Raw genomic sequence first — 23,712 nt, 5'->3', positions numbered from 1 at the left:
TTATAGCTCTTATGTTGCTTAAAATAATCCGTTTATTTCTGCATCAATTTTATTAATTATCGTACCCAAATCTTCAGGATTGTCTACAAAATCAAGATGATCCACATCAATAATTAAAAGCTTTCCTTTTTCGTATTTCTGGCTCCAAGCCTCGTAGCGTTCATTAAGTCTGCTTAAATAATCTATAGATATGGTATTTTCATATTCGCGACCACGTTTATGAATTTGATTTACCAAATTAGGGATAGAGCTCCTCAAATAAATTAATAAATCTGGTGGTTGAACAAGTTTTTCCATTAATTCAAACAAACTAGAATAATTACTAAAATCTCTATTAGTCATTAATCCCATGGCATGAAGGTTAGGAGCAAAAATGTATGCATCTTCATAAATGGTTCTGTCTTGAATAATATTTTTTCCTGTTTCTCTTATCTCGAGGATTTGACGATATCGGCTGTTTAAGAAATAGATTTGAAGGTTAAAACTCCATCGCTCCATTTGATTGTAAAAATCATCTAGATATGGATTGTCTACAACATCTTCAAAATGTGGCTCCCAACTATAATGTTTAGAAAGTAATTTGGTTAATGTGGTTTTTCCTGCACCAATATTTCCGGCAACGGCAACATGCATAGTGTGTTAGTGTTAAAAGGGTTCTTATTTTATAGGGCACACAATATACAACGAATCTTGGGTTGACGAAAAAATAGTTGTTGAAATACAAAATTGTTTATAAACAAAGTAGTATCATGTCTTTACAACACAAACTAAATTAAGTTTTCACATAGTAAATTAATTTTTGTAGTAGGTTAAACCAAATCTAATTTTCAAAGTCTTAAACACACTTAATACTATTCAATTATGAAAAAAGGTGTACTTCTATCCATTGCTTATTTGTTTTTTATGGCCATTGGTCATTCGCAAGATTTTCAAGGTAAAGCCGTCTATCAATCTAAAACCAGTATGGATATGGATTTTGGTGGCCGCGAAATGTCTGAAGAGCAAAAAAAGCGAATTAAAGAGCGTATGAAAAGTGCCTTGGAGAAAACTTTTATACTCACATTTGATAGAACATCTGCAACCTATTTAGAAGAAGAAAAACTAGAGCAACCTGGTGGAGGCAATGGTGGCTTTAGGGTTATGGCTTTTGGTGGCGGAGGTGGTAAGTACTACAAGAACATAAAGAATCAAACATATACGGATCAAAAAGAAATGTTTGGAAAGGTTTTTTTAATAAAGGATAGCCTGCCTAAACTTAATTGGGTTATGAGTGCAGAAACTAAGCAAATAGGTAATTATACGTGTTATAAAGCAACTGCAACTAAACCAATAGACTCAACTGATTTTTCTAATTTTAGAAGACCACCACCCGGACAAAGAGGAGGAAATAAAGATGATGCAAATAAGGACGAAGTAAAAAAAGATTCTACGGATAAGAAAGAAACCTTATTTAGAGCAATTGAGACTCCAAAAGAAATAGAAATTACCGCTTGGTATACTTTAGATGTGCCTATTAGTCAGGGGCCTGGTGAGTATTGGGGACTGCCTGGATTAATTTTAGAAGTAAATGCTGGTAAAACAGTAATCTTATGCTCTAAAATAATATTGAATGCGGAAGAAAAAGAAATCATTGAAGAGCCATCAAAGGGTAAAGAAGTAAGTCAGAAAGAATACAATACTATTCTCGCTGAAAAAATGAAAGAAATGTCAGAGCGTTTCCAAGGTGGTAATAGAGGTCGCGATGGTGGTAATCAAATTAGAATAAGAAATTAATGAAGTACATTCTTCTAAAAAGATTGTTGTTATCAACGTATATGATAGCAATTACGTTCGTTGCTTTTGGTCAGCAAGTTACAATAACTGGAGTAGTAAAAGATAGTGTTGGTGGTACGCTAGACATGGCTAATGTTGTAGCGATAAATCAAGAAACAAAAACGCTAGACGGTTTTGGTATTACTGATCCAAATGGTCGTTATAAGGTGAATGTAAAATCCAATACAGCTTATAGTCTAAAATTTAGCTATTTGGGTTTTCAGCCAAAAGAGCTTTTGATAGAAGTTAAAGATGCTGATTTACAAAGAGATATTACTTTGATTGAGCAATCTGAAAATTTAGATGAAGTGGAAGTAGTCTATGAAATGCCGGTAACGATAAAGGGTGATACGATTGTTTATAATACAGACTCTTTTGTAACTGGTACAGAAAAAAAGCTAGAAGATGTGCTCAAAAAATTACCAGGTGTTGAAATAAACGATGACGGTGAGATCGAGGTAGAAGGTAAAAAAGTCACCAAAGTAATGGTTGATGGTAAAGATTTTTTTGATGGTGACTCTAAATTAGCAGCTAAAAATATTCCTGCGAATGCATTAGATAAGGTTGAAGTACTCAGAAATTTCAGCGAAGTATCGCAGTTAAAAGGGGTCACTAATAACGATGATAATGTTGCGCTAAACATAAAATTAAAATCTGGTAAAGAGCAATTTTGGTTTGGCGAAATTACAGGGGGAATAGGTTTGGATGATCGGTTTTTGGCGCATCCTAGACTGTTTTTTTATAGCCCTAAATACAGTATAAATATTCTTACAGATGTGAACAACATTGGAGAATTGCCTTTTACTTCGCGTGATTATAGAAACTTTACTGGTGGTTTTAGAAGTAGAACAGGATCTACTGGTACAAGTTTTTCGGTGGGCGATGGTGGATTAGGATTGTCTCAATTACAAAACAACAGAGCTAAAGAAATAAACTCAAGATTTGGTGCAGTAAATTTTAGTTATTCGCCAAATAAAAGTTTAGACTTAAGTGGTTTTGCTATCTACTCTTATAGCAATACAGAGTTGCAAACGTTATCAACACGATCATTTATAAGTAGCAACCAAACTGAGGTTACCACAACGGGTACAGATCAAACTTCAAATTTAGGATTGTTAAAATTTAGCACAAGCTATAAACCAAGTGCTAATTTGCAAGTGGAGTATGATGTTTTAGCTAAATTCTCTGGAGAAAAAGAAAATGTTGGGATACTTTCTGTGGCCGAAGTAACCGATCAGATATATGAAAACAAAGAGCAATCACCTTCAAGTGTTAACCAGAATGCTAATGTATATTACACTGTTGATGCTAAAAACATATTAGCTTTTGAGGCGCAATATTTAATACAAAACGAAGATCCATTTTATAATGCTATACGAGAGGTGCAACCTTTTACAAGTATTCTTCCTTTAGATGATTCGCAAGCTAATTTTAACATTAATCAAGATCGTAAGATTAAAACTAATAAGTTCGATTTTAAGACCGATTATTATTTTATAACAGGGCAAAAGAGCAATATTAATTTTACACTAGGTACAACTCAAAGTAGTCAAAAGTTTAATTCCAATATTTTTCAAATTTTAGATAATAAAACCAATTTAGATTTTACTACAGATGATTTAGTTAATGATGTTCATTTTAATTTCTCGGATGTTTTTCTAGGTTTTCATTATAAATTAATCGCAGGGAAATTTACTATTAACCCAGGACTTATAATGCATAATTATACCGCTAAAAACGAGCAATTGGCAACGAGTGTTACTGATAATCTTTTTAACGTGGTACCCGATTTATTTGTAAATTTTAAATTGAAACAATCTGAAAATATAAGATTTAACTATTCTGTAAACAGACAATTTTCGGATATTGAAAAATTTGCAAGCGGATATATTTTTAGCAATTATAACTCCATGTATAGTGGAAATAGAGATTTAGAAAGCGCATTATTTCACAATGTATCGCTTAATTTTTTCAGCTTTAATATGTTCAATATGCAGAATATTTTCGCAAATATTAGCTATAACAAACGTATTGATGCCTTTAAGAATAATAGTTCTATTGTTGGAATAAACCAGGTAAGTAGTACTATAAATTCTAATTTGGAAGATGAGGTGTTGTCTGGTTCTGCCAATTTCCAAAGAACTTTCGGAAAAATTAAAGTAAGCTCTAGTGGATCGTTATCATATTCTAATTTAAACAACATCATAAACGGTAGTCCAAGCACTTCAGAATCGTTAACACAAAATTATAGAGCATCTTTAGCAACTAGTTTTAGAAATGCACCTAATGTTGAATTTGGATATAATTATGCTGTAAACAAGTATGATAATGGTGGTAATGCATCAACTTTCTTTACGGATACGCCTTTTTTAAAATTTGATGCCGCATTTTTGAAAAGTTTCATCTTTTTAGCAGATTTAGATTATTATCATTATTACGACAAGGCAAATACGGTGGACAATGAATATGGAAACTTAAATACTAGTTTGTCGTATCAAAAGAAGGATAGTAAATGGGAGTATAGTGTAGAGGTAACCAATTTGTTAAACAATACGGAGTTAAATCAAGATAGCTTTAACGAATTGTTTTTCAGAACGTCATCTTATGTAGTTCAGCCAAGATTTGTTATGCTTAAGTTGAAGTACGATTTATAATCTGCAATTTGTTGTTAAAGCATTTTATAAACTGAATCATTTATTTTACTTTTGCGCCATTAATAATTGAGGAAGGATTTGACTGATTGCAACCTCAGATGCCATATTTATTTTGGTACAAGAAAAATGCTAAAGCAGTTATGGCTGATATCACTATCGGTTCATAAACTTCTTTCAAACTATTTAGTCAAGTCCATTCTAGATAATAAAACCATTTATGGCTTATTTATTCACATCAGAATCTGTTAGTGAAGGACACCCAGATAAAGTTGCAGACCAAATCAGTGATGCACTTTTAGATAATTTTTTAGCCTTTGATCCAGAGAGCAAAGTTGCTTGTGAGACTCTAGTAACAACTGGTCAAGTTGTGTTGGCTGGCGAGGTAAAAAGTGACACCTATTTAGATGTTCAGCAAATTGCAAGAGATGTAATTAATAAAATAGGATATACAAAAGGTGAATACCAATTTAGTGGTGATTCATGTGGCGTTATTTCATTAATTCACGAACAGTCTAAAGATATTAATCAAGGTGTGGATCGTGGTGCAAAAGAGGAGCAAGGCGCTGGAGATCAAGGAATGATGTTTGGTTATGCAACTAGAGAAACTGAAAACTATATGCCTCTGGCATTAGATATCTCGCATAAATTACTACAGGTTCTTGCTGATCTACGAAGAGAGCAGAAAGAGATTACTTATTTGCGACCAGATGCAAAGGCACAAGTAACCATTGAGTATAATGATAATAATGTGCCGCAACGCATAGATACAATTGTTGTCTCTACGCAGCATGATGCGTTCGATGCCGATGATGAAAAAATGTTAGCGAAGATTAAGAAAGATATTATTTCGATCTTAATACCTAGAGTAAAAGCCCAATTACCTGAGAATATTCAAGTTTTGTTTAATGATGCTATAACTTATCATATAAATCCAACAGGAAAGTTTGTAATAGGTGGTCCACATGGCGATACGGGTTTAACAGGTCGTAAAATTATTGTAGATACTTACGGTGGAAAAGGAGCACATGGTGGTGGAGCATTTAGCGGTAAAGATCCAAGTAAAGTAGATAGGAGTGCAGCTTATGCAGCACGTCATGCAGCTAAAAATTTGGTAGCAGCAGGTGTTGCCGATGAAATTTTAGTACAAGTAAGTTATGCTATTGGCGTTGTAAAACCAACATCCATTTTTGTAGATACGTATGGTACATCAAAAGTGAATTTTAATGATGGACAAATTGCTAAAAAAGTAGCTGAATTATTTGATATGCGCCCGTTTGCTATCGAAGATCGTTTAAAGTTGCGTAATCCAATTTATCTAGAAACGGCCGCTTACGGTCATATGGGTAAAGAGCCGATTACCATTACTAAAACCTTTGAATCTCCATATAATGGAAGGGTAGAAAAAGAAGTAGAATTATTTACTTGGGAAAAGTTAGATCAAGTTGATGCTATTAAAAAGGAGTTTAATTTATAAGACGATATTTTCATTACATAAAACCCGATATTTTTAATATCGGGTTTTTTTATACTTACTAAATTCTTAGTAGATTTATGAAATACTAATATCATAACTATGAGAACCTTATTTTCTTCGATTTTACTACTGGTAATGCTAACCTTTTTAGGTTCTTGTTCAAAAACTACTAAAACCACAAAAACCAGTATAGCTGAAGTTTCTGAAACTTACGTTGCGGATAATTATACCAAAAAAGAGGTTGATATTGTTATGCGAGATGGTGTGAAACTGCATACCACAATTTATTCGCCAAAAGACACTTCAATAAAATATCCTATAGTAATGCAACGCACACCATATAGCTCTAGTCCTTATGGTGAAGGCAAATTTAAGGAAAGTATAGGTCCAAATATTCACATGATGCAAGAAGGATATATAGTTGTTTATCAAGATGTTCGTGGGCGTTGGTTAAGTGAAGGGCATTATGAGAATATGAGAGCTTATATTCCAAATAAAACTTCAGAAAAAGATATAGACGAAAGTTCGGATACTTATGATACCATTGAGTGGTTGGTGAATAATGTAGAAAATAATAATGGTAATGTTGGTATTTGGGGTATATCATACCCTGGTTTTTATTCTACTTACGCTACTGTAGACGCGCATCCAGCTTTGAAAGCGGCATCACCGCAAGCCAGTATTGGCGATTTCTTTTTCGATGATTTTCATCATAATGGAGCTTATTTGTTGAGTTATTTTAGGGCGACTTCCTTATTCGGAACACCAAGGCCAAATGGGGATAAACCAATTGATACGGCATGGTATAAGTTACCTGAATTGCCTACGGAAGATCAATACCAGTTTTTTCTTGACAAAGGGCCACTGAAAAATTTAAATGAATTTTTTGAGTATAATTTAAAAGATGAAATGTCGATGTCACCAGATGGTCAAACGGATGATTATTTTTGGAATGAACTAAAAGAACATCCAAACTACGATGAACTTTGGCAAAGTAGGGGTATTATTCAACATCTTAAAAATGTAAAATCGCATGTGGCTACTATGGTTGTGGGTGGTTGGTTTGACGCAGAAGATTTATATGGACCCTTAGAAACCTATAAAAACATAGAAAAGTATAATAAAGATAATTACAATACCATAGTTTTTGGACCTTGGGATCATGGTAAATGGGCAAAAAGAAATGGCAGGTCTGTAGTTGGTAATTACTATTTTGGCGATTCTATTTCGGAGTTTTTTCAACAAAACATCGAAACAAAATTCTTTAATCATTTTTTAAAAGGCAAGGGTGACAAAAATAGTGGATTGCCAGAAGCTTACGTTTTTGATACTGGGCGGAAAGAATGGAAACAATATGAAACTTGGCCACCAAAAGGGGTGGTGAAAAAAGATATGTTTTTGTCTGAAAATCAAGAACTAACAACAGAAAAAAAGAATGTTTCAGGGATCAAATTTATTAGTGATATTAAAAAGCCTGTGCCCTATTCTGAAGATATAAAAACGGTTTTTACCCCAAGAAAATACATGACAGATGACCAACGATTCGCAGCGCGTCGTTCCGATGTTTTGGTTTTTGAAACAGAAGTTATGGAAGAAGATTTTACTTTAGCTGGGGATATCTTAGCAAAATTAAAAGTAGCAACAACAGGTACTGCTGCAGATTGGATTGTTAAAGTTATAGATGTGCACCCTGCCGATGCCGAAAACAATGAAGAAATGCAAGATCATTTAAAAATGAGTAACTATCATTTAATGGTTAGGTCTGAGGTGCTTAGGGGTAGATTTAGAAATAGTTTTGAAAAACCAGAGCCTTTTGTTTCGAATAAAAAAACGGATGTTAATATTAAACTGCAAGATGTTTTTCATACCATAAAAAAAGGGCATAAACTTCAGATTCAGGTTCAAAGTACATGGTTTCCTTTGATAGATTTAAATCCGCAGACTTATGTAGATAATATTTTTAAGGCAGATGAAAGTGATTTCAAAACACAAACGCATACTGTTTTTACAGACTCGAGTATTGAGTTCAGTGTCTTATCCCACTAAAATGATAGGATTTGTGAAAATATCTAAAAATCATTAGGATTTTAAAACTTTCTGACTTTAATTTGCAGCTCGTAAGTTCAAACACGTATTGAATAGTTATCAAGAAAGGTGGAGGGAATAGACCCTTTGAAACCTTAGCAACCCTTTGCGCAATGCAATGAAGGTGCTAAATTCTACCAAATGTGCTTTATGCATTGGCGGCAGATAACGAAAAAATCAATTGCTTTAAAAAGCAGTTGAAAATTTCTTCTTAATAACTTTTTGATTTTTATCTAACCAAGACTCAGGTCTTATTTAGAGTTTGGCTTTTTATTTTATTAATTAATTTAAAAAAACAAAGAATCATGAGTGATCACAAATTAGCAACCAACGCTTTACATGCAGGGCATGACACTACGCAAACAGGAGGAACAAGAGCAGTACCTATCTATCAAACATCGTCATATGTTTTTAGAGATACTGATCATGCCGCAAAATTATTTTCTTTAGGTGAATTAGGATTTATTTATACTCGATTAAATAATCCAACAAATCAGATTTTACAAGATAGGTTAGCGGCTGTAGAAGGCGGAATTGGAGCTGTTGTTTTTGCTTCCGGTACGGCAGCAATTTCTACAGGTTTGTTAACATTGTTAAAAGCAGGCGATCATATAGTTGCATCAAGCAGTTTGTATGGTGGTACTTTTAATTTATTGAATGTTACTTTGCCTCGATTGGGTATTACAACCACTTTCGTAGATGCATCCAATCCGGAAAATTTTGGAAAAGCCGTACAGGATAATACAAGAGCTATATTTGTAGAATCTTTAGGAAATCCAAAACTCGATGTATTAGACTTGAAGGCAATTGCCAAACAAGCAAAGGCTGCTCAAGTGCCGTTTATAGTAGATAATACAGTGGCATCACCAGCACTATTAAATCCAATTGAACATGGAGCAAACTTGGTTATACATTCGCTTACTAAATATATTGGAGGTCAAGGAACATCATTAGGTGGTGCTATTATCGATGCAGGAACTTTTGATTGGACCAATGGCAAATTCCCTGAATTTACAGAACCATCAGCAGGATATCATGGTTTAGTTTACAGTGAAGCTTTAGGCGCTGCAGCTTTTACTTTTAAATTAATTTTAGAGGGCTTACGTGATTTCGGAGGGGCTTTAAGTCCGTTTAACGCATTCCAAATTATTCAAGGTTTAGAAACATTGCCAGTCCGTATAAAACAACATAGTGCAAATGCATTGGAATTGGCAACTTGGTTAGAAAGTAGAGAAGAAGTTGCTTGGGTTAACTATCCTGGATTAAAAAGTAGTAAATATTATAATTTAGCTCAAGAATATTTACCTAAAGGTCAAAGTGGAATTGTAACTTTTGGAATAAAAGGTGGATTTGAAGCTGCTCAGAAAGTTACTGATGCAACTAAAATATTTTCTTTATTAGCGAATATTGGAGATACAAAATCATTAATTATTCACCCAGCATCAACAACACACCAACAATTAACAGCAGAGCAACAAGCAGCTGCTGGAGTACCGCAAGATTTAATACGATTATCTGTTGGATTAGAGGCTATTGAAGATTTAAAAGCAGATTTATCACAAGCTTTTGCAGCACTTTAATTGAAATTAAAAATACTAGTTCATTAAGTTAGGGAGTAGTTCTAAACCTCGTTGATTAAATAAATAATTATGCTACATCATTTAAAAATAGATAAGTACACCAATTTTGGCGGCACAACACAAGATATACCTCTATCATATCAAGTTTTTGGACCAGAATTACATAGCGCACCTATAGTTTTGGTAAACCATGCGCTTACCGGAAATTCTGATGTGGCAGGTGAGAATGGGTGGTGGTCTGCATTAATTGGAATTGGAAAATGTATTGATACAAAAAAATATACCATCATAGTATTTAATGTTCCTGGTAATGGTTACGACGGGTTTTTAATTGAAAATTACAAAGATTTTGTTGCTCAAGATATTGCTAAGATATTTTTACTTGGACTTGAAGCACTTAAAATACATCAACTTTTTGCATTGATTGGAGGGTCTATGGGAGGTGGTATAGCTTGGGAAATGGTAGCGTTAAAGCCTAATCTTACCGAAAATTTAATTCCTGTTGCGAGCGATTGGAAATCTACAGATTGGTTAATTGCAAATTGTCAGATTCAAGAACAGTTTTTGGTAAATTCCAATCAACCCGTTCATGATGCACGTATGCATGCCATGTTATGCTACCGTACGCCAGAATCTTTTAAAGAGCGTTTTAAACGTAGTACAAATGAGGAACTCCAGGTTTTTAATGTAGAAAGTTGGTTAACGCATCATGGTACTAAACTCCAAGAACGTTTTCAGTTGTCTGCTTATAAGCTAATGAATCAACTATTAAAAACAATCGATATTACGCGCACAAATAAAGATGCTTTTAGTGTCATAGAAAAGAGTGCTACAAATATTCATATTATAGGAGTAGATTCTGATTTGTTTTTTACGGCCAAAGAGAATAAAGACACGTTTAAACAAATTGCACAAGTAAACAGTAATGTTACTTATGGTGAAATAAGATCACTACATGGTCATGATGCTTTTTTAATAGAGTTTCAGCAAATGGAACAATTGTTAAAAGGAATATTTGATCAACAGGGTAAAAGTCAGCGAATTAAAATATTAAAATTCGGCGGAAAATCATTAGCAAATGGTGAAGGTTTACAACGTGTATTAGAAATAATTTTGTCTAAAGTTGCTAATGGAGAAAATATTGGCGTGGTTCTTTCTGCAAGGGATAAAGCTACAGATCAGTTAGAATCGCTACTTAAAAAGGCTGCAAAAGGCAAAGAGTATTCAAAAGATTTCGAGTCGTTTAAAACCTATCAGAAGTCAGATTTTACGTTTGATTTGTCCAAGGAGTTTTCTGAATTAAACAAGTTGTTCGAAGGCGTTTCGCTATTGGGAGACTATTCTGAAAAAATAAAGGATCAAGTTTTAGCTTATGGCGAATTAATTTCGGGAAAGGTTATTACTAAGCTGTTGAATGAAAAAGGTATTAAAGCCAAATTAATCGATTCTAGAGATCTTATAAAAACCGATGCAAATTTTGGTGATGCTAAAGTTTTAGAAGCGATATCAAAAGAGAATGTGTTATTAGAAATATCTAAATTAGCCACTGATGTTGTTCCAATAATAACAGGATTTATTGCATCAAATCGCGATAATGAAACCACTACTCTCGGTAGAAATGGAAGTAATTACTCCGCGGCATTAATTGCCAATTTTTTAGATGCAGCAGAGTTGCAGAATTATACACATGTAGACGGTATTTTTACGGCAAATCCTGATTATGTTGCCGATGCCAAACGCATAGCCGAACTATCATATGGTGAGGCAAACGAACTTGCTAATTTTGGAGCTACTATTTTACATGCAAAAACTATAATTCCATTAATAGAAAAAAATATTCCACTAAGAATATTGAATACTTTTAAAGATGATAATGAAGGGACTTTAATTAGCGCCAAAACCAATAAAGAAGGAATCAAATCTTTATCTGTTATAGAGAATGTGGCACTAGTGAACTTTGAAGGTCGTGGATTATTAGGTAAAGTGGGTGTGGATGCGCGCGTTTTTAAAACGCTCAGTGCAAATAATATTAGTGTAAATATTATATCGCAAGGATCTTCGGAACGTGGACTCGGATTTGTGGTAGATGCAGATAAAGCACAAAAAGCGAAAGAGGTATTGATTGAAGAATTTAGTTCAGACTTTGAAACTAAAGACGTAAATATGATTACGGTAACTACAGATGTTTCTGTAATTTCAATTGTGGGTCAAGATTTAAGTTCTTTTCATAAGCCTTTTAATGAATTGATTAAAAATCAGATTGTTCCCTTATTGTTTAATAACACAGTTACAGGTAAGAATGTAAGTTTAGTGGTTAGGAGAAAAGATTTGTATAAGGCATTAAATGTAATGCACGGACAGGTTTTCGGAATCAGTAAAAAAGTAAATATTGCACTATTTGGTCATGGAAATGTAGGTGGAACCTTAATAGATCAAATTTTAAAATCAGCGAAAAATATTGAGGAACGTAAAGGAATTCAGTTAAATGTTTTTGCCGTTGCCAATTCTAAAAAAGTCCTTCTGAATAAAAAAGGGATTACTAAAAATTGGAAATCAGATCTTGATAAAAACGGAGTTGCCTTTACCTTAGATGCTGTCTTCGATTTTGCTAAGGAGCATCATTTAGAAAATTTAATAGCAGTTGATAATACGGCAAGTAAAACGTTTGTGGAATCGTATACGAAACTAATAGAAAACGGATTTGATTTGGTATCCTCAAATAAAATTGCAAACACCTTAAGTTTTAGTTTTTATCAAGACTTAAGAAAACAACTTAATAAGAGTCAGAAACAATATTTGTATGAAACTAATGTTGGCGCTGGATTGCCATTGATAGATACCATAAAATTATTGCATTTATCGGGTGAGAATATCACAAGAATAAAAGGTGTATTCTCTGGGTCGTTAAGTTATATTTTCAATACGTTTTCCGAATCTGAACAGTCTTTTTCATCAATCTTAAAAGAGGCTATAAACAAAGGTTATACGGAGCCAGATGCACGTGAAGATTTATCAGGAAATGATGTAGGGCGTAAATTATTAATTTTGGCTAGAGAGTTAGATTTGAGTAATGAATTTGCTGATATAAATATTCAAAATTTAATTCCAGAAGCTTTGCAAAATGTGGAAGTAAATGAGTTTAATAGCCGCTTAGAATCCATGGATGCAGTTTTTGATAAAATAAAGAAAGAACAAAAGCCAGATCATGTTTTACGTTATGTAGGCGATTTGTCTGGCGATTTGCAAAAAGAAAAGGGTAATTTAGAGGTAAAGTTGATATCAGTTCCAAAAGCAAGTGCACTTGGGCAGGTAAAAGGATCAGATTCAATCATCGAGATATATACAGAATCTTATGGTGAAAATCCATTGGTTATTCAGGGAGCAGGTGCTGGAGCGGCAGTAACAGCACGAGGAGTTTTTGGTGATATATTAAGAATAATAGAGAAGAATTAGATAATGGAGAATAAGAAAAAATTCGAAACAGAAGCAATAAGAACACAAACGGAGCGTACCCAATTTTTGGAGCACTCAACACCAATGTATGTAACTTCAAGTTTTGTTTTTGATGATGCAGAAGATATGCGTGCGTCTTTTAGTGAAGAAAAAGACCGTAATATATATTCTCGTTACTCCAACCCAAATACTAACGAATTTATAGAGAAGGTATGCCAAATGGAAGGGGCGGAGGCAGGTTTCGCTTTTGCATCGGGCATGGCTGCTGTATTTTCAACTTTTGCAGCCTTGTTAAATAGTGGAGATCATGTAATCTCTGCGCGTAATATTTTTGGTTCTACCCATAGCCTATTTATGAACTTTCTTCCAAAATGGAACATTACATCGGACTATTTTGAGATTGATGATTTGGAGGCAATCGATGCATTGGTTAAACCTACGACTAAATTTATATATGCCGAATCGCCTACTAATCCAGGTGTGGATATTTTAGATTTAGAAGCATTGGGTAAAATTGCAAAAAAGCATAATTTATTACTTATTATAGATAATTGTTTTGCTACCCCATATTTGCAACAACCCATAAAATTTGGAGCAGATTTAGTAATACATTCTGGAACAAAATTAATGGATGGTCAAGGCCGTGTCTTAGCTGGAATAACAGTAGGCAGCGCTGAGTTGATTGATAAAGTTTATCGTTTTTCACGCATTACTGGTCCAGCATTATCTCCTTTTAATGCATGGGTAATTTCAAAAAGCTTGGAAACGCTGGCAGTTCGTGTAGACCGTCATTGTGAAAATGCCTTAAAATTGGCGGAGTTTTTAGAAAGTCATCCTAAAGTAAATTGGGTGAAGTATCCTTTTTTACAATCGCACCCCATGTATGAGGTTGCTAAAAAGCAAATGAAAGCGGGAGGGACTATAGTTGCTTTTGAGGTAAAAGGCGGCTTAGACGCTGGGCGTAAATTTTTCGATGGCATTAAATTATTGTCTCTTTCTGCCAATTTGGGAGACTCAAGAAGTATTGTTACCCATCCAGCTTCGACTACCCATAGTAAATTATCTACTGTCGAAAGGGAGGCTGTAAATATTACAGATGGAACTGTACGTGTTTCTGTAGGATTGGAACATATTGATGATATTATATCGGATATAAAGCAAGCATTAGCATAAAAATATTATAATACTAATGGAGGTTCTTCTTTTATAGAAGAATTACTATTTTTGATTATCTTCGTTTTATGCTATCAAAAAAGACAAAATACGGACTTAAGGCACTAACATTTTTGGCGCAACAAAAAGATAAGGCGCCAGTACAAATAGCCGAAATAGCGAATGCAGAAAACATCTCTCAGAAGTTTTTAGAAACTATATTATTGTCTTTGCGTAAAACTGGTTTTTTAGGTAGTAAAAAAGGAAAAGGAGGCGGATATTATTTAATAAAAGATCCTGCCGAAATACAAATGACTGCTGTAATGCGCGTACTAGAAGGACCAATTTCGATGGTACCTTGTGTAAGTTTAAACTTTTATGAAAAATGCAGCGATTGTCCTGATGAAGCTACATGTGGAGTGCACAAACTTATGCTTCAAGTTCGTGATAGTAATTTAGAAGTATACCGAAATACTTCACTTGCCGATTTAATAGCTTAAAATTTTTCTAAGCATTATCAAATTAATAAGTTTCGTATTATTTTTTTAGTAATCTATTAAAACTATAGGGTATGTCTAAAATTATTTAGCTTTTGCCTATGTAGATTCAAAATAGTTTTTATTTTTGCATACTCTATTAAATCTATAGGGTATTAATATAAATGTTTAACATGATTGCTGAACAATTGATTTTAGATAAGAACGCAGAGAAAACAAACTACAAAAAGGATAAAAAATCTGAAAAACCCTTACGTAGTATTGTAAAATCTATTAGTTGGAGAATTATTGGCACATTAGATACCATGCTAATCTCTTGGATTGTAACTGGAGAATTAAAGGTTGCCTTGTCTATAGGTTTTGTTGAATTGTTTACCAAAATGCTACTGTATTTCTTTCACGAAAGAATTTGGAATAATATAAACTGGGGAAAATAGAAAATAGCTGAAAAATGAAATTTACAGAGAAACAATTAAAGGATTTAAGTTTGCAATTAAAAGGAATACCTCCTGTTGAAATAATTTATTGGGCTATTCAATTTGCAGAAAATGCTGTCGTTACTACAAATTTTCGTCCCTATGAAGTTGCTATTTTGCATGCTGTTTCTGATATAAAAAATGATATTCCTGTAATATGGTGTGATACAGGGTACAATACGCCGAATACTTATAGACATGCCGAAGAGGTAATTGAAAAATTAAACCTAAATATAAAATTGTACGTTCCTAAACAAACTACTGCACATCGAGATGTAGTAATGGGAATTCCTGGTATCGACGATCCAAAACATAAATTATTTACGGAGCAAGTTAAATTGGAGCCATTCCGAAGAGCAATGGAAGAATTTAAACCTGATGTTTGGTTTACTAATTTAAGAAAAGGGCAAACTGCGTTTCGTGATGAGATTGATATTTTGAGTTTAAGTAAAGATGGTGTTATAAAGGTTAGTCCTTTTTATCATTGGACAGATGCGCAATTAGATGCTTATTTAGACAGTCACAATTTGCCTAACGAACATAAATATTTTGATCCAACTAAGGTTTTAGAAAACCGTGAATGTGGATTACATACCTAATCATATCAGTTTAAAGACCAGTATATATTGAGCTTAAACTTAATTTTTTGAATTTGAATTTTATAATGAAAGATACATCACATATAAATCCTTTAGAGAGCGAAGCAATTTACATTATCAGAGAAGTGGCTGCCCAATTTGAAAAGCCAGTATTGTTATTCTCTGGTGGTAAAGATTCTATAACCTTAGTGCGTTTGGCACAAAAAGCATTTTGGCCAGCAAAAATTCCTTTTCCATTAATGCATATTGATACCGGTCATAACTTTCCTGAAACTATTGAATTCAGAGACAAATTAGTAAAAGAGTTAGGCTTAGAACTAATTGTACGAAATGTGCAAGATTCTATTGATCAAGGAAAAGTAAAAGAAGAGTCAGGTAGATATTCTAGTAGAAACTCATTGCAAACTACAACACTTTTGGATGCCATTGAGGAATTTAAGTTCGATGCTTGTATTGGTGGTGCGCGTAGAGATGAAGAAAAGGCTAGAGCTAAGGAACGTATTTTCTCGGTTCGTGACGATTTTGGTCAGTGGGATGAAAAGAAACAACGTCCTGAACTTTTCGATATGTTAAATGGGCAAATAGAACTAGGTCAAAACGTACGTTGTTTTCCTATATCTAACTGGACAGAACTAGATGTGTGGTCTTATATTGAAAAAGAAAAGATTGAAATTCCTTCTATTTACTTCGCACACAAAAGAAAAATATTTTTAAGAGACGGACTTATTTGGTCGCATTCAGATTATGTGTATCAGGAAGAAGATGAAGAAGTGATCGAAAGAATGGTTCGTTTTAGAACCGTTGGGGATATGAGTTGTACAGCAGCTGTATTTTCCGATGCTGCAGATATTGCTTCTGTAGTTCAAGAAATTAGAGACTCTTCTATTTCTGAGAGAGGTGCTCGAATAGACGATAAGCGTTCTGAAGCAGCCATGGAAAAAAGAAAACAACAAGGATATTTCTAGTAGTTGTTGGTTTTGGATTGCTAGTTGTTAGCAATTTCAATAAAAAATAACTCATATAAACGAACAAAATTTTTAGGCTGTTTAGGTGGAGATAAAAAGAACCATCAACAAACAACCAGCAACGAACAACGAATTTTAAAATGGAAGTACTAAAAATAGCAACAGCAGGTAGTGTAGATGACGGAAAAAGCACCTTGATAGGTAGAATTCTGTATGACACAAAATCTTTGACAAGTGATAAGCTTGAAGCTATCGAAAAAACCAGTAAGCAAAAAGGCTACGATTATTTAGATTTTTCACTTGCTACAGATGGTCTTGTGGCTGAACGTGAACAAGGTATTACAATAGATGTTGCGCATATTTATTTTTCTACAGCTAAGAAAAGCTACATTATTGCAGATACTCCAGGTCATGTGGAGTATACCAGAAACATGGTTACAGGGGCATCAACCTCACAGGCGGCTATTATTTTAATAGATGCACGTAAAGGTGTTATTGAGCAAACAAATCGTCATTTTTTTATTAATAATTTACTTCGTGTAAAAGATGTTATTGTTGCCATAAATAAAATGGATTTGGTTGATTTTTCTGAGGAGAGATATAACGAGATTAAAGCAGATTTTTCAACCTTAATGGCAAAAAGAGATTACCAAGATCAGCATATTACTTTTATTCCTGTTAGTGCTTTAAAAGGAGATAATGTGGTGAATAAATCTGAAAATACACCTTGGTATTCAGGTCAGACTTTGTTGGAACATTTAGAAGATTTAGATAAAAAAGATATCTACAATACCGGAACGCCACGTTTTCCTGTACAATATGTAATTAGACCAAAAACAGAAGACTTTCACGATTTTAGAGGATTTGCTGGTAAAGTTTACGGTGGCGAATTAAGTGTAGGTGATGAAGTTGTTGCTTTGCCATCACAAACTAAATCAAGAATTAAAGAAATTTATTTCTACGATAAAAAGTACCAAACGGCTTCCAGACGTTCTTCAGTCACCATTACCTTAGAAGATGAAATTAATGTGAGTAGAGGTGATATGATTGTAAAAGTGGGTGATTTACCTACTATTGATAAGCAATTTACAGCTAATATTTCTTGGATGGATTCTGAAAAATTAGAGCCAGGAAATAAATATGTAGTACAACACGGTGTAAATAAAGTATTAGCAAAAGTTGAAGCTATAAATCATAAAATAAATCCGGATTATTCAGGTATAGATACTGATGTTAAAGCTTTAGGAATGAATGATATTGCTGAGGTAACCTTCAAATTAAATAAACCAATTTTCTTTGATGCCTTTAAAAAACACCGAACTAATGGCTCTTTTATCCTAATTGATACAAAGACCAATAATACAGTAGGTGCTGGGTTTATTCAATAAACTAAGCTACTTAATCCACAAAATGGTGGATTATGAATTTATTAAACAACAATATTCTTACTAGCCCAAGTAAGAATTCCTTCCCCTTGGGAAGGTTAGGAGGGGCTACTTTATGCAGAGTTTTAGAACAGAAATAGAAAATCCAATTGTAGAAAAAGATATTATCGATTTAGCGAACAAAATCGAAATGTTTCACAATGGAAAAATAGATGAAGAAAAGTTTCGAAGCTTACGTTTAGCACGTGGGGTTTATGGACAGCGCCAAGAAGGCGTTCAAATGATACGTATTAAGTTGCCTTATGGTAAAGTTTCGTCTGAACAGCTTAGAAGAATTTCTGATGTTTCTGAGGAATATTCCATTGGACGTTTGCATATTACTACCCGTCAAGATATTCAAATTCACTTTGTAGACTTGAATAGAACTCCAGAATTATGGGCAGAATTAGAGCAATCAGATATTACGCTTCGTGAAGCTTGTGGTAATACGGTACGTAATGTTACGGCTAGTGAAACTGCGGGAATAGATGTAGATGAACCTTTTGATGTTTCTCCTTACGCACACGCACTGTTTCAGTATTTTTTAAGAAATCCAATTAGCCAAGAGTTGGGTCGTAAGTTTAAAGTTTCTTTTTCTTCTAGTGATGCAGATACAGGACTTTCTTATATGCACGATTTAGGTTTTATTGCTAAAATAGAAAATGGAATAATAGGCTTTAAAGTAATGTTGGGTGGTGGATTAGGTTCTCAACCACGTCATGCAGATGAATTGTATTCTTTCTTGCCTGCTGATAAAATAATTCCTTTAATGGAAGGCGTTGTACGTGTTTTTGATAGATACGGAGAGCGTAAAAGTAGAGCAAAAGCACGACTAAAATTCTTATTAAAAGATTTAGGATTAGAGGGTTTCAAAGCTTTGTTAGAAGAAGAACAAATAGCAATTCCAGTAAAAACATTCCCTATTGATGCAGCTGCTTATCCAAAACCAAGGATTGCAGGTGCAGTTGTTCCAGAAGTTGAGATAAAAGATCAAAAAGCTTTCGAAAATTGGAAATCTACCAACATAATTCCTCAAAAACAAGAAGGTTATGTTGCTATAGGTATTAAAGTATTGTTAGGTGATTTTTATTTAAAAGAAGCACGTGCTTTGGCTGATTTAGTAGAGAAATATGCGGCTAGTGAAATAAGACTTTCACTACGTCAGAACATAATAATTCCATATGTAAAAGTAGAATCCATACCTTTTTTCTACACAGAATTAGAAAAATTAGGTTTCACAGAAGCGGGTTACAATAAAGGAATAGATATAACAGCATGTCCTGGAACAGATACATGTAATTTGGGTATTGCAAGTAGTACAGGTATTGCGGCAGAGTTAGAACGGGTAATGAAAGTGGAGTATCCAGACTATATTAATAATCCAGATGTGGTTATTAAAATTAGCGGATGTATGAACGCTTGTGGACAGCACAACATGGCAAATATTGGTTTTCAAGGTATGTCAGTGCGTACAAAAGCAAAATTAGTTGCTCCTGCTTTACAAGTGCTTTTAGGTGGTGGAAATATTGGAAATGGCGAAGGTAGGTTTGCAGATAAAGTGGTAAAAATACCCAGTAAAAGAGGTCCTGAGGCATTACGTATCATTTTGAATGATTTTGATGCTAACGGAAACGGATTATCATTTCCAGACTACTATGCAGAGAAGGAGCAAATGTATTTTTATGATCTTTTAAAACATTTAACAGATGTTGAAAATTTAACACCTGAAGATTTTATCGATTGGGGTAATTCCGAAGAATATGTACAAGCTATTGGTGTTGGTGAATGTGCTGGTGTGGTGATAGATTTAATTGCTACTTTATTGTTAGAAAGCGAAGAAAAAATTCAGAATGCAGAAGCTACTTTAGAAAATGGAAAATGGGCAGCAAGTATTTTTCATTCGTATGCCTCAATGGTGAATACAGCAAAAGCTTTACTTACTGCTGAAAACGTAAAAACAAATACACATATTAGTATTATAAAGGATTTTGATGAAAAATTTGTGGCCAGTGAAAGAATATCACTTGTTGGCGGATTTGAAAATTTAATCCTTCAAATAAATAAAAACGAACCAACTCAGGAATTTGCAACGCAATATTTGAAGGATACAAAAGAATTCTTGAAAAAAGTTCAAATTTTTAGACAAGCAGAACTCGCAGAAGTATAGTCCAATGAAACTAACAAGTAAAAATACAAAAGGCTTACTTACCGTCATTGGTGCTGGTCCAGGAGATCCAGAATTAATAACAGTTAAAGCAATAAATGCTTTAAAATCTGCGGATGTTGTACTGTATGATGCCTTGGTGAATACCGAGTTGCTAAAGTATGCTGGCAGTGCTGAATTAATTTTTGTTGGAAAAAGAAAAGGTTGTTATACGTATCAGCAAGATCAGATAAACGAATTAATTGTACAACGTGGTCAAAATCAACATGTAGTGCGTTTAAAGGGTGGCGATCCATTTATTTTTGGTCGTGGAGCTGAAGAAATGGAGTATGCAGCACAGCATGGTTTAGAGGTAGCAATGGTGCCAGGTATTTCATCATCAATAGCCGTGCCTGCCTCGCAGAATATTCCAGTAACTAAAAGAGGTGCAGCGGAGAGTTTTTGGGTAATTACAGGAACAACCAAGGATCATAAATTATCATCAGATGTTGCTTTGGCAGCAAAATCAAATGCCACTGTTGTAATTTTAATGGGAATGTCCAAATTAGCAGCGATTGTAGATTTATTTCAGAAAGAAGGAAAATCAGAAACGCCAATTGCTATTATCCAAAATGGAACAAGGGAAGACGAAAAGATAGGAATTGCAACTATTTCGACTATTAATGTAGAAGTTGAAAAACAACAATTAACGAACCCAGCAATTATAATTATTGGAGAGGTTGTTAATCATAGGGCAGCGCTTGAAAGTGCCGTCTTATCAAATATAAAAGTAGAAGAATTGGGAGTTTAATCATAAGTGACGAATTTTTCCAACAAACATGAATTTTTTTTGAATTAGTAGAAATGATAAAAACAGACATCTTAATTATAGGAGCGGGACCAACAGGGTTGTTTACCGTTTTTGAAGCAGGATTATTAAAATTAAAATGCCATTTAATAGATGCACTACCACAACCAGGTGGACAGTGTTCAGAAATATATCCAAAGAAACCTATTTACGATATTCCTGCATTTCCAGAGATTTTAGCCGGACATTTAGTGGATAACTTAATGGAGCAAATAAAACCTTTTGAAGCAGGTTTTACTTTAGGAGAACGTGCAGAAACATTAGATAAACAAGAAGATGGGTCTTTTATTATTACTACAAATAAAGGCACAAAACATCATGCGCCAGTTGTTGTAATTGCAGGCGGATTGGGTTCTTTTGAGCCTAGAAAACCACTGATTCCTAATATTGTAAATTTTGAAGACAAAGGGGTTAACTATTTTATTAAAGATCCAGAGGTATATCGCAATAAAAAAGTGGTAATTGCTGGCGGTGGAGATTCTGCATTAGATTGGGCAATTTTCTTAGCAGATGTGGCTTCAGAAGTATCATTGGTACATAGACGAAATGAGTTTAGAGGAGCTTTAGATTCTGTTGAAAAAGCTGCGGAATTAGCAAAATTGGGCAAAATTCAATTATATACAGAAGCCGAAGTGGTTGCAATTTCAGGTGAAGAAAAATTGAATGCTGTTACGATAAAGCATAATGATCAGGAAAAAGGTGAAACCATTTTAGAGGTAGACAATTTTATTCCTCTTTTTGGTTTATCTCCAAAATTGGGTCCCATAGGTGATTGGGGATTAGAAATAGAAAAAAATGCTATTAAAGTAAATAACGCTAAAGATTATCAAACCAATATTCCTGGAGTATTTGCTATAGGTGATGTTAATACGTACGAAGGCAAGTTGAAATTAATACTTTCTGGTTTTCACGAGGCCGCTGTCATGTGTCAGTTTGCTTATCAAATTATAAACCCTGGGAAACGATATGTAATGAAATACACCACCGTAGGAGGGGTTGAAGGTTTTGACGGATCTAAGAAAGAAGCTAAAAAAGAAGTAGTGCAAAGTATACTAGCATAAATTTACTAAAGACTAATTTTTAAAGCCTTCTTACAAATACTGTTCGAAGGCTTTTATTGTATAGATTATTTGCTTTTAATTGTACAGTGGCGTTTCTTTGCAATCTGTAATTAGTTCATTGCAACATTGAAAAACAGTTATCAAGAAAGGTGGAGGGACTAGACCCAATGAAGCCTTGGCAACCCTTTTAAAAGTGAATTCGCTTAAAAAGAAGGTGCTAAGTTCTATTCAGAATCTAATATTTTGAAATAGATAACAAAAGCTAAACATTTCGTCTCAGTTTTTACTTTACTTGATATTTAATTTATATAGCGTTTCATTTGTGAAAAACAAATGACCGGGCTATTCGCTGTATCTTTTTTACATTTTCAAGTAAAAAAGGATGCCGCTGCTATCCCTAACGCGTAAAAGAATAGTTTACGAAAACAAGAAAATGAAAAATATAAAAGACATACTTAAAGAACGCATTTTAGTGTTGGATGGAGCCATGGGTACCATGCTTCAGCGTCACAAATTTACTGAGGAAGATTTTCGTGGAGAGCGTTTTAAAGATTGGAAACATCCTTTGCAAGGGAATAACGATTTGTTGTCTTTAACCCAACCCGAAGCTATTGCAGATGTGCATAGACAGTATTTTGCTGCAGGAGCAGATATAGTTGAAACCAATACATTTTCAGGAACAACAATCGCTATGGCCGATTACTTCATGGAAGATTTGGTTTACGAACTAAACTATGAGTCGGCGAGAATTGCCAAGCAAGTGGCTGATGAGTTCACGGCGAAAGAGCCAAATAAGCCTAGATTCGTTGCAGGTAGTATTGGGCCAACAAATAAAACCGCAAGTATGTCACCAGATGTAAATGATCCTGGTTTTAGAGCCGTTTCATTTGATGAATTACGCATAGCATATAAACAACAAGTAGAAGCTTTAATAGAAGGTGGTGTAGATTTGTTATTGGTAGAAACCATTTTCGATACCTTAAATGCAAAAGCAGCTCTTTTTGCGATTGAAGAAGTTAAAGAAGAACGTAATATAGATATTCCTATTATGGTCAGTGGCACCATAACCGATGCATCTGGCAGAACATTATCTGGACAAACAGCGGAGGCTTTTTTAATATCTATATCACATATTCCAATATTATCAGTTGGGTTTAATTGTGCTTTAGGGGCTAAACAACTAGTACCACACTTAGAAGTTTTAGCCGCTAAAACGGAGTTTGCTATATCAGCGCATCCAAATGCTGGGTTACCTAATGCCTTTGGTGCCTATGATGAAACTCCGGAGCAAATGGCAGCTCAGATTAAAGAGTATGTAGAAAAAAGTTTGGTAAACATTGTTGGCGGTTGTTGTGGTACAACACCGGAACATATTACGGCTATAGCCAATGTTGTTAAAAATATAAAACCAAGGCCGGTAATCGTTTCTCGTTAATCGTTAATGGTTTTAAAAGTAAAGAAATAGAATT

The 23,712-nt window shown here is 34.1% G+C and carries 17 protein-coding genes and 2 riboswitches; of the genes, 16 read left to right on the top strand and 1 reads right to left on the bottom strand.

Annotation, left to right across the window (positions count from 1 at the left end; translation table 11 throughout):
- Nucleotides 1–18 precede the first annotated feature (18 nt).
- Entirely contained in the window at nucleotides 19–633 is a 615-nt protein-coding gene (locus tag B8963_RS01105; protein WP_084059465.1) for a deoxynucleoside kinase, read from the bottom strand.
- 228 nt (nucleotides 634–861) lie between these two features.
- Between B8963_RS01105 and B8963_RS01100 the strand changes: the two genes are divergently transcribed.
- The 16 genes from B8963_RS01100 (at nucleotide 862) to B8963_RS01025 (ending at nucleotide 23,678) form a co-directional block, all read left to right on the top strand.
- Nucleotides 862–1,773 carry a GLPGLI family protein gene (locus tag B8963_RS01100; RefSeq protein WP_084059464.1) on the top strand — a complete coding sequence of 304 codons (912 nt, stop codon included), beginning with the start codon at nucleotides 862–864 and terminating at the stop codon, nucleotides 1,771–1,773.
- On the top strand, nucleotides 1,773–4,466 hold the full coding sequence (locus B8963_RS01095; RefSeq protein ID WP_084059463.1) for a carboxypeptidase-like regulatory domain-containing protein: 2,694 nt from the start codon (nucleotides 1,773–1,775) through the stop codon (nucleotides 4,464–4,466). The genes B8963_RS01100 and B8963_RS01095 overlap by 1 nt, the downstream gene beginning before the upstream one ends.
- A gap of 217 nt (nucleotides 4,467–4,683) precedes the next feature.
- On the top strand, nucleotides 4,684–5,940 hold the full coding sequence (gene metK / locus B8963_RS01090) for a methionine adenosyltransferase (RefSeq protein WP_084059462.1): 1,257 nt from the start codon (nucleotides 4,684–4,686) through the stop codon (nucleotides 5,938–5,940).
- Between the two features lie 99 nt (nucleotides 5,941–6,039).
- Nucleotides 6,040–7,986 carry a CocE/NonD family hydrolase gene (locus B8963_RS01085; RefSeq protein WP_084059461.1) on the top strand — a complete coding sequence of 649 codons (1,947 nt, stop codon included), beginning with the start codon at nucleotides 6,040–6,042 and terminating at the stop codon, nucleotides 7,984–7,986.
- A 93-nt stretch (nucleotides 7,987–8,079) separates the two neighbouring features.
- Nucleotides 8,080–8,197: riboswitch (SAM riboswitch) on the top strand.
- A 133-nt stretch (nucleotides 8,198–8,330) separates the two neighbouring features.
- The gene (locus B8963_RS01080; protein WP_084059460.1) at nucleotides 8,331–9,605 is read left to right on the top strand and encodes an O-acetylhomoserine aminocarboxypropyltransferase/cysteine synthase family protein; all 1,275 of its coding nucleotides are present in this window, start codon (nucleotides 8,331–8,333) and stop codon (nucleotides 9,603–9,605) included.
- Nucleotides 9,606–9,674: 69 nt separating this feature from the next.
- Nucleotides 9,675–13,058, top strand: a complete 3,384-nt coding sequence (gene thrA / locus B8963_RS01075) for a bifunctional aspartate kinase/homoserine dehydrogenase I (RefSeq protein ID WP_084059459.1) — start codon at nucleotides 9,675–9,677, stop codon at nucleotides 13,056–13,058.
- A 3-nt stretch (nucleotides 13,059–13,061) separates the two neighbouring features.
- Entirely contained in the window at nucleotides 13,062–14,231 is a 1,170-nt protein-coding gene (locus tag B8963_RS01070) for a trans-sulfuration enzyme family protein (protein ID WP_084059458.1), read from the top strand.
- A gap of 68 nt (nucleotides 14,232–14,299) precedes the next feature.
- Entirely contained in the window at nucleotides 14,300–14,710 is a 411-nt protein-coding gene (locus B8963_RS01065) for an RrF2 family transcriptional regulator (protein ID WP_084059457.1), read from the top strand.
- Between the two features lie 170 nt (nucleotides 14,711–14,880).
- Nucleotides 14,881–15,144 carry a DUF2061 domain-containing protein gene (locus tag B8963_RS01060; protein ID WP_084060683.1) on the top strand — a complete coding sequence of 88 codons (264 nt, stop codon included), beginning with the start codon at nucleotides 14,881–14,883 and terminating at the stop codon, nucleotides 15,142–15,144.
- A 14-nt stretch (nucleotides 15,145–15,158) separates the two neighbouring features.
- Nucleotides 15,159–15,782 (top strand): phosphoadenosine phosphosulfate reductase domain-containing protein, encoded by a 624-nt coding sequence (locus B8963_RS01055; protein ID WP_084059456.1) that lies wholly within the window; start codon nucleotides 15,159–15,161, stop codon nucleotides 15,780–15,782.
- A gap of 65 nt (nucleotides 15,783–15,847) precedes the next feature.
- Nucleotides 15,848–16,747 carry a sulfate adenylyltransferase subunit CysD gene (gene cysD, locus B8963_RS01050; RefSeq protein WP_084059455.1) on the top strand — a complete coding sequence of 300 codons (900 nt, stop codon included), beginning with the start codon at nucleotides 15,848–15,850 and terminating at the stop codon, nucleotides 16,745–16,747.
- A gap of 140 nt (nucleotides 16,748–16,887) precedes the next feature.
- Nucleotides 16,888–18,135, top strand: coding sequence for a sulfate adenylyltransferase subunit 1 (locus tag B8963_RS01045; protein ID WP_084059454.1), 1,248 nt, complete (start codon nucleotides 16,888–16,890; stop codon nucleotides 18,133–18,135).
- Between the two features lie 112 nt (nucleotides 18,136–18,247).
- The gene (locus tag B8963_RS01040; RefSeq protein ID WP_084059453.1) at nucleotides 18,248–20,338 is read left to right on the top strand and encodes a HEPN domain-containing protein; all 2,091 of its coding nucleotides are present in this window, start codon (nucleotides 18,248–18,250) and stop codon (nucleotides 20,336–20,338) included.
- 4 nt (nucleotides 20,339–20,342) lie between these two features.
- A complete protein-coding gene (cobA, locus tag B8963_RS01035; RefSeq protein ID WP_084059452.1) occupies nucleotides 20,343–21,125 on the top strand; it encodes a uroporphyrinogen-III C-methyltransferase in 783 nt (260 codons plus the stop codon).
- Between the two features lie 53 nt (nucleotides 21,126–21,178).
- A complete protein-coding gene (locus B8963_RS01030) occupies nucleotides 21,179–22,243 on the top strand; it encodes an NAD(P)/FAD-dependent oxidoreductase (RefSeq protein ID WP_084059451.1) in 1,065 nt (354 codons plus the stop codon).
- A 134-nt stretch (nucleotides 22,244–22,377) separates the two neighbouring features.
- A riboswitch (SAM riboswitch) is annotated at nucleotides 22,378–22,502 on the top strand.
- Nucleotides 22,503–22,676: 174 nt separating this feature from the next.
- Nucleotides 22,677–23,678 carry a homocysteine S-methyltransferase family protein gene (locus B8963_RS01025; RefSeq protein WP_084060682.1) on the top strand — a complete coding sequence of 334 codons (1,002 nt, stop codon included), beginning with the start codon at nucleotides 22,677–22,679 and terminating at the stop codon, nucleotides 23,676–23,678.
- Nucleotides 23,679–23,712 lie beyond the last annotated feature (34 nt).

Source organism: Cellulophaga tyrosinoxydans, from assembly GCF_900176415.1.
Lineage (GTDB): Bacteria > Bacteroidota > Bacteroidia > Flavobacteriales > Flavobacteriaceae > Cellulophaga > Cellulophaga tyrosinoxydans.
The sequence above is the reverse complement of the archived record's forward strand: the minus strand, read 5'-3'. Positions and strand labels throughout refer to the sequence as shown.

Excerpts from the sequence above, each read along its gene's own strand:
- B8963_RS01105 (WP_084059465.1), bottom strand. The coding sequence starts at position 633 with ATGCATGTTGCCGTTGCCGGAAATATTGGTGCAGGAAAAACCACATTA.
- B8963_RS01100 (WP_084059464.1), top strand. The coding sequence starts at position 862 with ATGAAAAAAGGTGTACTTCTATCCATTGCTTATTTGTTTTTTATGGCC.
- B8963_RS01095 (WP_084059463.1), top strand. The coding sequence starts at position 1,773 with ATGAAGTACATTCTTCTAAAAAGATTGTTGTTATCAACGTATATGATA.
- metK (WP_084059462.1), top strand. The coding sequence starts at position 4,684 with ATGGCTTATTTATTCACATCAGAATCTGTTAGTGAAGGACACCCAGAT.
- B8963_RS01085 (WP_084059461.1), top strand. The coding sequence starts at position 6,040 with ATGAGAACCTTATTTTCTTCGATTTTACTACTGGTAATGCTAACCTTT.
- B8963_RS01080 (WP_084059460.1), top strand. The coding sequence starts at position 8,331 with ATGAGTGATCACAAATTAGCAACCAACGCTTTACATGCAGGGCATGAC.
- thrA (WP_084059459.1), top strand. The coding sequence starts at position 9,675 with ATGCTACATCATTTAAAAATAGATAAGTACACCAATTTTGGCGGCACA.
- B8963_RS01070 (WP_084059458.1), top strand. The coding sequence starts at position 13,062 with ATGGAGAATAAGAAAAAATTCGAAACAGAAGCAATAAGAACACAAACG.
- B8963_RS01065 (WP_084059457.1), top strand. The coding sequence starts at position 14,300 with ATGCTATCAAAAAAGACAAAATACGGACTTAAGGCACTAACATTTTTG.
- B8963_RS01060 (WP_084060683.1), top strand. The coding sequence starts at position 14,881 with ATGATTGCTGAACAATTGATTTTAGATAAGAACGCAGAGAAAACAAAC.
- B8963_RS01055 (WP_084059456.1), top strand. The coding sequence starts at position 15,159 with ATGAAATTTACAGAGAAACAATTAAAGGATTTAAGTTTGCAATTAAAA.
- cysD (WP_084059455.1), top strand. The coding sequence starts at position 15,848 with ATGAAAGATACATCACATATAAATCCTTTAGAGAGCGAAGCAATTTAC.
- B8963_RS01045 (WP_084059454.1), top strand. The coding sequence starts at position 16,888 with ATGGAAGTACTAAAAATAGCAACAGCAGGTAGTGTAGATGACGGAAAA.
- B8963_RS01040 (WP_084059453.1), top strand. The coding sequence starts at position 18,248 with ATGCAGAGTTTTAGAACAGAAATAGAAAATCCAATTGTAGAAAAAGAT.
- cobA (WP_084059452.1), top strand. The coding sequence starts at position 20,343 with ATGAAACTAACAAGTAAAAATACAAAAGGCTTACTTACCGTCATTGGT.
- B8963_RS01030 (WP_084059451.1), top strand. The coding sequence starts at position 21,179 with ATGATAAAAACAGACATCTTAATTATAGGAGCGGGACCAACAGGGTTG.
- B8963_RS01025 (WP_084060682.1), top strand. The coding sequence starts at position 22,677 with ATGAAAAATATAAAAGACATACTTAAAGAACGCATTTTAGTGTTGGAT.